Source organism: Arthrobacter sp. JUb119 (assembly GCF_024807995.1).
Taxonomy (GTDB): Bacteria; Actinomycetota; Actinomycetes; order Actinomycetales; family Micrococcaceae; genus Glutamicibacter.
On the sequence record NZ_JANUFE010000005.1, the window covers coordinates 341,481 to 351,740 of the forward strand.

The 10,260-nt window shown below is 64.0% G+C and carries 11 protein-coding genes; 10 read left to right on the forward strand and 1 reads right to left on the reverse strand.

Features of this window, described 5'->3' with window-relative positions:
* The first annotated feature begins 11 nt into the window (after positions 1-11).
* The 10 genes from hpt to panC all read left to right on the forward strand — a co-directional run bounded on the left by hpt (position 12) and on the right by panC (position 8,973).
* Complete coding sequence (gene hpt / locus M2368_RS14825; protein WP_105658629.1) at positions 12-563, forward strand: hypoxanthine phosphoribosyltransferase; 552 nt, start codon at positions 12-14, stop codon at positions 561-563.
* A 107-nt stretch (positions 564-670) separates the two neighbouring features.
* Positions 671-2,596, forward strand: a complete 1,926-nt coding sequence (ftsH, locus tag M2368_RS14830) for an ATP-dependent zinc metalloprotease FtsH (RefSeq protein WP_105658628.1) — start codon at positions 671-673, stop codon at positions 2,594-2,596.
* Between the two features lie 9 nt (positions 2,597-2,605).
* The gene (folE, locus tag M2368_RS14835) at positions 2,606-3,184 is read left to right on the forward strand and encodes a GTP cyclohydrolase I FolE (protein ID WP_286134348.1); all 579 of its coding nucleotides are present in this window, start codon (positions 2,606-2,608) and stop codon (positions 3,182-3,184) included.
* Positions 3,185-3,192: 8 nt separating this feature from the next.
* Positions 3,193-4,095, forward strand: coding sequence for a dihydropteroate synthase (gene folP, locus M2368_RS14840; protein ID WP_105658627.1), 903 nt, complete (start codon positions 3,193-3,195; stop codon positions 4,093-4,095).
* Positions 4,082-4,924, forward strand: coding sequence for a 2-amino-4-hydroxy-6-hydroxymethyldihydropteridine diphosphokinase (gene folK, locus M2368_RS14845; RefSeq protein WP_166650737.1), 843 nt, complete (start codon positions 4,082-4,084; stop codon positions 4,922-4,924). Before folP ends, folK begins: the two co-directional genes overlap by 14 nt.
* Entirely contained in the window at positions 4,912-5,373 is a 462-nt protein-coding gene (locus M2368_RS14850; protein WP_105658625.1) for a DUF3180 domain-containing protein, read from the forward strand. The genes folK and M2368_RS14850 overlap by 13 nt, the downstream gene beginning before the upstream one ends.
* Entirely contained in the window at positions 5,342-5,839 is a 498-nt protein-coding gene (locus M2368_RS14855) for a PH domain-containing protein (RefSeq protein WP_105658624.1), read from the forward strand. The genes M2368_RS14850 and M2368_RS14855 overlap by 32 nt, the downstream gene beginning before the upstream one ends.
* Complete coding sequence (locus M2368_RS14860; protein WP_181148927.1) at positions 5,836-7,233, forward strand: PH domain-containing protein; 1,398 nt, start codon at positions 5,836-5,838, stop codon at positions 7,231-7,233. Before M2368_RS14855 ends, M2368_RS14860 begins: the two co-directional genes overlap by 4 nt.
* Positions 7,234-7,235: 2 nt before the next feature.
* Positions 7,236-8,102, forward strand: coding sequence for a Rossmann-like and DUF2520 domain-containing protein (locus M2368_RS14865; RefSeq protein ID WP_498724621.1), 867 nt, complete (start codon positions 7,236-7,238; stop codon positions 8,100-8,102).
* A 4-nt stretch (positions 8,103-8,106) separates the two neighbouring features.
* Positions 8,107-8,973, forward strand: coding sequence for a pantoate--beta-alanine ligase (gene panC, locus M2368_RS14870; RefSeq protein ID WP_442904070.1), 867 nt, complete (start codon positions 8,107-8,109; stop codon positions 8,971-8,973).
* Here the strand turns inward: panC and M2368_RS14875 are convergent.
* On the reverse strand, positions 8,970-9,923 hold the full coding sequence (locus tag M2368_RS14875) for an NAD(P)H-dependent flavin oxidoreductase (protein WP_105662165.1): 954 nt from the start codon (positions 9,921-9,923) through the stop codon (positions 8,970-8,972). The genes panC and M2368_RS14875 overlap by 4 nt on opposite strands.
* Between the last annotated feature and the right edge of the window lie 337 nt (positions 9,924-10,260).

A 10,260-nucleotide genomic window follows, 5' to 3' on the forward strand; every position in this document is an offset into this window, starting at 1 on the left:
GGAGAATTCTCGTGGATTCCAATGCAGTCAAAGCCGATCTTGCGCACGTTCTGTACACCAAGGAAGAAATCCAGGCCCGCGTGGAAGAACTTGCCGCGCAGATCGACAAGGATTACGAAGGCCGCGACATCCTCGTGGTAGGTGTGCTCAAGGGCGCCGTGATGATCATGGCTGACCTGGTTCGCGCACTGAACTCCCACCTGACCATGGACTGGATGGCAGTGTCCTCCTACGGTTCGGGTACCCAGTCCTCCGGTGTGGTGCGCATCCTCAAGGACCTGGATTCCGACCTCATGGGCAAGCACGTGCTGATCGTCGAGGACATCATCGATTCCGGCCTGACCTTGTCCTGGCTGAAGTCCAACCTGGAATCCCGCGGCCCGGCCTCGGTGGAAATCTGCACCCTGCTGCGCAAGCCGGAAGCAGCCAAGGTGGAAATCGACGTCAAGTACGTCGGCATGGACATCCCGAACGAATTCGTGGTGGGCTACGGCCTGGACTTCGCGGAAAAGTACCGCAACCTTGATTGCGTGGGCACCTTGGCCCCGCATATTTACCAGTAGGGAACTTTTCTCGCCAATGGGGCGTTGAGAAATATCGAAGGTGGCGTGACCCGGACGCCAGAGCAGTGCGTGAGGGGGATGCGCCAGGCGCGGGGCCTGTCGGATCAATGAAAACGAAGAAGCTTTTTAACAGCTGGATCATTTGGGTCCTGGTCGGCGTAGTCGCCGTGGTGTTGTTCCTGCCGATGGTCTTCGGCAATAACTCGGCCAAGGTGGACACTTCCGTAGGCCTGCACCAGCTCACCAGCGGCAATGTCACCGAAGCGAAGATGTTCGACGGCGACCAGCGCGTGGATCTGAAGCTGCGCGACTCGCTGAAGGTCGATGGCGTGGACAAGGGCACCTCGGTGAGCTTCTACTACTCCACCGCCCGTGCCGAACTGGTGGTCGATGAGATCAACAAGGCCAACCTGGGCAAGTTCACCGACCAGCCGGTGGAAAGCAACTGGCTGCTGTCGATGCTCGGGATCATCATCCCGTTCCTGCTGATCGCCGGCATCTTCTGGTTCATCCTCGCCCGCTCCCAAGGCGGCGGCTCCAAGGTCATGCAGTTCGGCAAGTCCAAGGCGAAGCTGATCACCAAGGACATGCCGCAGGTGACCTTCAAGGATGTCGCCGGCGCCGACGAGGCCGTGGAGGAACTCCACGAAATCAAGGAATTCCTTCAGGAACCAGCCAAATTCCAGGCCCTGGGCGCGAAGATCCCCAAGGGCGTGCTGCTCTACGGCCCTCCGGGCACCGGCAAGACCCTGCTGGCCAAGGCCGTAGCCGGCGAGGCGGCGGTACCGTTCTACTCGATCTCCGGTTCGGACTTCGTGGAGATGTTCGTCGGCGTGGGCGCCTCGCGCGTTCGCGACTTGTTCGAGCAGGCAAAGACCAACTCCCCGGCGATCATCTTCGTTGACGAAATCGACGCCGTCGGCCGCCATCGCGGCGCCGGCATCGGCGGCGGCAACGATGAGCGCGAGCAGACCCTGAACCAGCTGCTGGTGGAGATGGACGGCTTCGACGCCACCACCAACGTCATCCTGATTGCCGCGACCAACCGCCCCGACGTGCTGGACCCGGCGCTGCTGCGCCCGGGCCGCTTCGACCGCCAGATCCCGGTGGAGGCACCGGATCTGAAGGGCCGCGAGCAGATCCTGGCCGTGCACGTGAAGGGCAAGCCGATGGATGCCACCGTGGACCTGAACGCCGTCGCGAAGAAGACCCCGGGGTACACCGGTGCCGACTTGGCCAACGTGCTCAACGAGGCCGCGCTGCTCACCGCCCGCTCCAACGCTAACCTGATCGACGACCGCGCCCTGGACGAGGCCATCGACCGCGTCATGGCCGGCCCGCAGAAGCGCACCCGCCTGATGGACGAGCACGAGCGCAAGGTCACCGCCTACCACGAGGGCGGCCACGCGCTGGTGGCAGCGGCCATGAACCAGACCGCACCGGTCACCAAGATCACCATCCTGCCGCGCGGCCGCGCGCTGGGCTACACCATGGTGGTTCCCGAATCCGACAAGTACTCGGTCACCCGCAACGAGCTGCTGGACCAGATGGCCTACGCCATGGGCGGGCGCGTCGCCGAGGAGATCGTCTTCCACGATCCGTCCACCGGCGCCAGCAACGACATCGAGAAGGCCACCGCCACCGCGCGCAAGATGGTCACCGAATACGGCATGAGCGAGAAGGTGGGCGCCGTGCGCCTGGCCGGCTCGGCTGCCGAGCAGGGCATGGGCACCGCCTCCCGCGACTTCTCCGACGAAATGGCCCACCTGGTGGACCAGGAAGTGCGCGAGCTGATCGAGCAGGCGCACAACGACGCCTACCAGGCGCTGATGGCCAACCGCCATGTGCTCGACCGCCTGGCCCTGGCGCTGCTGGAGCGCGAGACGCTGAACCAGAAGGAGATCGCCGAGATCTTCTCCGACCTAGTGAAGCGCGACAAGCGCGAAGTCTGGCTGAGCAACGAGGCCCGTCCGGTGCACCAAGAGGGCCCGATATTAAGCCCCAAGGAGCGCGCAGCTTCCTCGACCGACTAGGATCGAAGCGTGAGTGAACTACAAGAGATTGATCAGCCGCGGATCGCGGCAGCCGTGCGCGAGATCCTGGAAGCCATTGGCGAGGATCCCGACCGCGACGGCCTGGTAGACACCCCGAAGCGGGTGGCCAAGGCCTATGCGGAGTTCTTCGCCGGCTTGCACCAGAAAGCGGCAGACCACTTGTCCACCACCTTCGACATCGAGCACGATGAGATGGTGCTGGTCAAGGACATCCCGTTCTACTCGACCTGCGAGCACCACCTGGTGCCCTTCTACGGTTCGGCGCATATCGGCTACATCCCGGGCAAGGGCGGCAAGGTCACCGGCCTGTCCAAGCTGGCCCGGCTGGTCGAGGTGTACGCCCGCCGCCCGCAGGTCCAGGAGCGCCTGACCACCCAGATCGTTGATGCCCTCGTGGAGCACCTGAACCCCTCCGGTGCGATCGTCGTCGTTGAATGCGAGCACATGTGCATGTCCATGCGCGGGGTGCAGAAGCCCGGCGCGAAGACCGTGACCAGTGCGGTGCGCGGGCAGCTGCGGGAAACCGCCACCCGTGCCGAAGCCATGAGCCTGATCCTCGGAAAGTAGGAACCCCCATGTCGCTTGGAGCGATCCCGGGCACCGGCCCGAACACCAGCCCATTGCCGGTGATCCGCAAGTCCAGCAAGAAGACCATGGCCGACCTGCCAACCGGCCGCACCCTGGTCATGGGCATCCTGAACGTCACCGAGGACTCCTTCTCGGATGGCGGGAAGTACCTGTCCGCCGATGCCGCGATCGACCAGGGCCTGAAGCTGCTGTACTCGGGTGCCGACATCATCGACGTGGGCGGCGAATCCACCCGCCCGGGCGCCACGAACGTGGATCCTGCCCTGGAGCGCGAGCGCATCATCCCGGTCATCGAAGCCCTGGTGAAGGCCGGCGCGGTGATCTCCGTGGACACCATGCATGTCTCCACCGCCCGCGCGGCCATCGCCGCCGGCGCGCACCTCATCAACGACGTTTCCGGCCTGACCTATGAGCCGGGCATGCCGGAGCTGATCGCGGAAACCGGCGTCCCCTACGTATTGATGCACCGCCGCGGCACCGCGCAGGACATGGTCTCCGAGGCCAACTACCAGGACGTGGTCACCGAGGTCATCGGCGAATTGCGCATGCTGCGCGATGAATTCGTCGCCAAGGGCGTGGCCCCGGAGCAGATCATCATCGATCCGGGACTGGGCTTCGCCAAGGATGCGCAGCACAATTGGGCGCTGCTGGCCAACGTCCCTGCCATCGAGGAGCTGGGCCACCGGGTGCTGATCGGCACCAGCCGCAAGCGCTTCCTGGGCGAACTGCTGGCCGAGGGTTCCAAGAGCCGCGCGCCGATGGAACGCGATTCCGCGACCGCAGCGACCACCGTGCTGGGCGCCCGCGACAAGGTCTGGGCAGTGCGCGTGCACGATGTCACCGGCAACCGCGACGCCATTGAAGTCGTGCAGGCCTATGGATCGCATTAGCATCTACGGAATTTCGGCCACCGGCTACCATGGCGTTTTCGACCATGAGAAGCGCGACGGCCAGGAATTCATCATTGACGTGGTGCTGCACGTGGATATCTCACGTGCGGCAGCCAGCGACAATGTTCTTGACACGGTGCACTACGGCGAAGTCAGCGAGCTGGTAGTCCAGCAGATCCAGGCCGGCCCGTGGGACCTGATCGAGAAGCTGGGCAGCGAAATCGCCGAGGCGATCCTCGCCGCCTACCCGGGCGTGTTCACCATCGACGTGGTGGTGCACAAGCCGCAGGCTCCAATCCCGGTACCGTTCACCGATGTCACCATCTCGCTGACGCGGCACCAGAAGCAGCACACCGCGATCATCGCGTTGGGCGCCAACCTGGGTGATCCGCAGGCTACCCTGGCCGCCGCGGTGCAGGACCTCGGCGCAGAAGTCGAGCTGCTCAAGGTTTCCCCGCTGGCCATCACCAAGCCGGTAGGCGGTCCGCCGGAACAGCCCGATTACACCAACCAGGTCGTCCAGGTGCGTACCCGGCTGGCCCCGCATGAGCTGCTGGATCTGTGCCAGTGGATAGAAGCCAAGCACCACCGCACCCGCGAGGTGCGCTGGGAAGCGCGCACGCTGGATCTGGACCTGATCGCCTACGACCAGCTGAACCTGGATGATGAGCGGCTGACCCTGCCTCATCCGCGCGCCGCGATCCGCGGCTTCGTGCTGGCCCCGTGGAGCTGGATGGATCCGGACGCGGTGCTGAACGGGCAACTGGTTTCCCGTTTGGCCGCCGAAGCTGCCGATACGAAGGACATCATCCGGCTATGGCCAAGCTGAAGCTGCGCTGGCTGCTCTGGTGTGCCGGGCTCGGGGCCGTGGCCGGCTGGATCGCGTTGCGCCTGCTCACCGCGGCAGGCAGGTACGCGCCGGTGCTGGACTACTCCGCCCTGTACTCGCTGGGCGCAGTCTGCGCGGTGATCCTGTTCCTGGGGATCCGCGTGAAGCGCTCCACCTTGGGCAAATCGGACTTCGAGCCGATCGCCGCAGCTCGTACCCTGGTTCTGGCCCAGGCCTCGGCGTATGCCGGTGCGGTGATTGCCGGTTGGCATGTTCCGGCCATCATCACCCTCTGGGCGGCCACGGGGATCACCCCCACCCTGACCCGCGGCCTGGTGCTGACTGGTGCTGGTGTCCTCATGGTGATTATTGGGTATATTGTTCAGCAACTGTGCAAACTACCTCCAGAGGATACCGATGGCAACAGCGACTCCGTGGTCACCGAATAACTTCACCCCAGCCCACCGGGACTACGCCAAGGTCAAGTTCACCACCTGGGCGATCACCTGGGGCCTGTTCCTGCTGGCGGCCCTGGTCCCTGCCGTGCTGGCAGTCACCGGCGTCGGCATCCCGCTGTGGCTGGTGCTTTCCCCGGTCCTGCTGGTGCTGGCGATCGCGTTGCCGGCATTGCGCATCATCCGCCGCCAGGTCGCCGCACTGGGCTATCTCGAACGCGAAGAAGACTTCATCGTCCGGTCCGGGGTGATGTGGCGCAAGCAGGTGGTCATTCCCTACGGCCGCATGCAATACGTCGAGGTCAACAGCGGGCCGCTGGAGCGCCGCTATGGGCTATGCCAGCTAACGCTGAACACCGCCGGCAGCGCTGCCACCGCGCACGTCTACGGGTTGCCCGAGCGCGAAGGGCAGGCCCTGCGCGAACGGCTTGTGGCCGCCGGCGAAGAGAAAATGCTATGAGCCAGGCCGAAGAACTGGCCACCGGAGACAGTGCCGAGCCATGGCAGCGGGTGCATCCAGCCAGCCCGTTCGTCCACGGCTGGCTGGCCATCATCGGCCTGGGCTACATCTACTGGCAGAACACCGACGACCTGTCCTGGGCGGAGCGCTTCTCCGGCACCAGGTTGATGTGGACCGTCGCGGGCGCCGGCATCGCACTGGCCGTGGTGCTCATCTTCTACTTCCTTTCCTGGTACTTCACCCGCTATAAGCTCACCAGCACCCACGTGTACGTGAATTCCGGGATGCTATTCCGCAGCCAGAAGCAGGCGCGCATCGACAAGGTGCAAGGCATAGACATTGCCCAGCCACTGGTAGCCCGGCTGCTGGGTCTCGCCGAACTGCGCTTTGACGTGGCCGATTCCTCCGAGTCGGTGCTGCGCCTTTCCTTCCTGCGCAAGGCCGATGCCCACGCGCTGCGCGTGGTCATCCTGGAGCGGGCCCGCGGCGAAGAACCTGCCGCTGCCCAAGAAAGCGGCTCCCACGACGCGGCGGATCGCGCGGCAGCCCAGCCGCAGGCCGCCGCGGACGCATTGCCGCTGATGGCCAACGTGCCCATTGGGCGCCTGATTGGCTCCATGTTCCTGCAATTGCCGGTGATGTTCGGGGTGCTCGCATGCCTGGCGATGCTGGTGCTTTGGCTTGCCGGGGTCGACGGAATCATCGCGGCCCTGGTCCCCGCGGCCTTGGCCTTCGGCAGCTTCTACTACAAGCAGCTGAACCAGGGCTGGAACTTCACCGCCAGCGCCTCGGACACCGGCATGCGCATCAGCTACGGGCTGGCTGACACCCGCCAGCACTCCATTCCTGCCGGCCGCGTCCAGGCCATTTCGGTGACGGCACCCTTCTTCTGGCGGATGCTGGGCTGGTACAAGGTGGAAGTCAACGTGCTGGGCACCAAGAGCGATGACGCGGATAACCTGCAAGTGCTCCCGGTGGGCGACTTCGAGTCGGTCGCCCGGATCATGGGGATCCTGCTGCCGGATCTTGGCGTCGCCAACCAGCGCGAGGTGCTGGCCACCGCGGTGAGCACCGGATGCGAACACGGTTTCACCGGCTCCCCGGAACGCGCCAAGCCGCTATCGCCCGGGGCATGGAAGCACCAGGCGTTCCTGGCCACCGGCACCACGGTGATTTCCCGGTATGGCTGGCTGGCCCGGCAGGCCAGCTTCGTGCCGCATAACCGGGTGCAGGGCATGAGCTGGGGCCAGGGACCATGGGAGCAAGGACGTAAACTGGCCGGTGTCCGCTTGCACTGTGCCGGCGGAAACATCATCGGATACCTGCATCAAATTGATGCGGACACCGCAGCAGAATTTATTCGGGCGCAAACCCGGCGCCTGGTTGAAAGGTAGAAGTGGACGCACCACGCTTGGGAATCGGCATCATCTCCGCCGGCAAGGTAGGCACCGTGCTTGGTGCGGCGCTGGCAGCCAGCGGACACCGGATCACCGGAATCCACGCCGTCTCGGAGGATTCGCGCGATCGCGCCGACGCCTTGCTGCCCGGCGTGGAACTGCTGGACCCAGCAGAAATCCTGCGCCGCAGCGAACTGGTGCTCTTTGCGGTACCCGACGACGTGCTCGGCGAACTGGTGTCCGGACTGGCAACGGGCGGCCATATCGCCGCCGGGCAGTTGATCGCGCACACCGCCGGGCGGTACGGCACCTCGATCCTGCAACCGGCCTTGGATGCTGGCGCCTTTGGACTGGCAGTCCACCCGGCCATGACCTTCACCGGCATGAGCATGGACCTCCAGCGCCTGACCGACTGCGTCTTCGCGGTCACCGCGGACGAGGCCATCCTCCCGGTAGCCCAGGCGCTGGTGGTGGAAATGCGCGGGGAGCCGGTGGTGATCGCCGAGCAGGATCGTGCCAGCTACCACGCGGCCCTGGCCCATGCGGCAAACCACCTGAACACCATCACGGCGCAATCGGCGGACATCCTGCGCCGGATCGGCGTGGAAGAACCATCCAATACCCTGCGCGCCCTGATGTACGCGAGCCTGGATAACGCCCTGCGTTCCGGCGCGGGCGCACTGACCGGCCCGGTAGCACGAGGCGATAGCGGAACGGTCACCGCGCACCTGCAGGCGCTGGCCGACGCCCCGGCGGAAACCAACAATTCCTATCGGAGCCTCTCGCGCGCTACCGCGCTGCGCGCCGCAGAACGCGGACTGATCTCCCAAGGCACGCTGGAAGAGCTTCTGCGAGTTCTAGAATAGAAGCGTGAAAACCCCGAAGATTGTAAAGACCCGTGCCGAGCTGAAGGCTGCTATTGCCGCAGCTAACCCGGGATCGCTGGGCTTCGTGCCCACTATGGGAGCCCTGCACCGCGGACATGCTTCGCTGTTCAAGGCCGCCCGCGAAGAAAACGAACTGGTAGTCATCTCCGTATTCGTCAATGAGCTGCAGTTCAACGATGCCAGCGACTACGCCAACTATCCGCGCCAGCTCGACGCTGATGTGCAGCTGGCCGCGGCCGCCGGCGTCGATCTTGTCTTTGCCCCGGACGCTTCCGAGATCTACCATGCCGGCCTTCCGCTGGTGAAGTTGAGCTCCGGCGCGCTGGGCGAAATGTATGAAGGCGCCTCGCGTCCAGGCCACTTCGATGGCATGCTGGCCGTAGTCGCCAAGCTGCTGCACTTGGCCGACCCGCGTCGGGGCGAATACCGCGCCTACTTCGGCCAGAAGGATGCCCAGCAGCTGATGCTGATCCGCCGCATGGTTGCCGACCTGGACTATCCGGTAGAACTGCGTGCGGTGCCGATCGTGCGCAGCCCGAAAGGCCTGGCGCTTTCCAGCCGCAATGCATTGCTCAACGAGGAAGAGAAGGAAGCAGCCTTGGTGCTGCACCGTTCGATCCAGCTGGTTGCCGACCGTGCGGCACGCAATGAACCGCTGTACATCGAGGATGCCATCGGCATGTACCAGATGGCCCCGCTGGTGGAGCTGGACTACTTCGCCGTCGTTGACCCGGATACCCTGCAGGAACTGGCATTCAACTGCCAGGACACCCCCTTCACCGGCGAGGGCTTGATCCTTGTCGCGGCGAAGGTGGGCAACGTCCGTCTGATCGACAACCAGCCGATCTAGGCAAAGCGTCGAGCAGCCTGCCCGAGGACCTGGCGGAAGCCGCACAGCTCCTGCATGATTTCGGCGGCGGGCTGCTCGGCGCCAACGAACTGCACTGCCTCACCGGCATAGACCGGGGCTATGTCCGTCAGCGCTTCGGAGCGGGCCTGATCCATCTGCTCGCGCAGCGCATCGTTCGGCTCCCAGCTGGAAAGATCCGCGTGCTTGTCGCTGAACTCATTGCGCAGCGCCCGTCCGCCGAACTCGGGCGCCCATGGCAATTGCTGGGCGAGATCGAAGGCGCGGGTATAGATAGTGTCATCCAGGCCCGCATTGCGTGCTGCGCTCTTCATGTTCCCGTGCCCGCTGGACTCTGCTGCCGAGAGGAAACGGGTCCCGATCCAGGCAGCTTCCGCGCCAGCTGACAGCACCGCGGCGATACCTCGCGCAGTGCCGATGCCTCCGGCCGCCACCACGGGCTTCTGGTGCTGGGCGGTTGCCAGCTGCAGCAGCGGCAGAGTTCCGGCTTCATTGCGGCCATGTCCGCCACCTTCTGCGCCACGGGCAATGATGATGTCGATGTCATCAGCCATCGCGCGTTCCAGATCTGCCGCATTGCCTACCTGCATGGCGGTCAGAACTCCAGCCTCATGGGCTACCGCCGCGGCCCGGGTGACATCGCCGAAGCTCAAGGTCACCAACGAGGGCCCGAACTCCAAGAAGGCCTCTAGCGGGGAGAGATCCGTTTCCAGCGCCCAGGCCATGAAGCCGACGCCCCATGGAGTACTCAGGGATTCAACGAATTGCGTTTGCTGTTCAATCCAGTCAGCTGTGGGAGTTGCAGGCGAACCGATCATCCCTACACCTCCCGCGTGGGAAACAGCTGCAGCCAAGGCGCCGCCAGCCGCGCCAGCCATAGATGCATTGAAGATGGGTTCACGGTATCCAAGGAGTCTTTGCAGGTCGCTCATGAGCCCAGACTAGAACAGCGAAATGAATGTGACCTAGAACGCGGCCCCTCGATTTGTAAGTGCCCAAGAACCTGTGTATAGTTTTTATCTGTTGCCGGAACGGAAACAACACGGAATCTACCGATTGTTCACCCGGCAGCCAATCACTTTTCACTGAAGGTTTTCCGCCGATTTTGATCGGATCAGGAACTCTGGTAAGTTGGAAAAGTTGCTCCGGAGCGAAGCAGTCATCGAAGGTTTGATGGTTGTGGTGTCGAGAGTGTTTGTTGTTTGAGAACTCAATAGTGTGCCAAGTTTGTTGATACCGAATATTTTTATTTGGTGAATACATAACATT

What these genes read in the sequence shown, in the direction of transcription:
- M2368_RS14860 (WP_181148927.1), top strand. Translation starts at nt 5,836, where the DNA reads ATGAGCCAGGCCGAAGAACTGGCCACCGGAGACAGTGCCGAGCCATGG.
- folK (WP_166650737.1), top strand. Translation starts at nt 4,082, where the DNA reads ATGGATCGCATTAGCATCTACGGAATTTCGGCCACCGGCTACCATGGC.
- M2368_RS14850 (WP_105658625.1), top strand. Translation starts at nt 4,912, where the DNA reads ATGGCCAAGCTGAAGCTGCGCTGGCTGCTCTGGTGTGCCGGGCTCGGG.
- folP (WP_105658627.1), top strand. Translation starts at nt 3,193, where the DNA reads ATGTCGCTTGGAGCGATCCCGGGCACCGGCCCGAACACCAGCCCATTG.
- M2368_RS14855 (WP_105658624.1), top strand. Translation starts at nt 5,342, where the DNA reads ATGGCAACAGCGACTCCGTGGTCACCGAATAACTTCACCCCAGCCCAC.
- ftsH (WP_105658628.1), top strand. Translation starts at nt 671, where the DNA reads ATGAAAACGAAGAAGCTTTTTAACAGCTGGATCATTTGGGTCCTGGTC.
- M2368_RS14875 (WP_105662165.1), bottom strand. Translation starts at nt 9,923, where the DNA reads ATGAGCGACCTGCAAAGACTCCTTGGATACCGTGAACCCATCTTCAAT.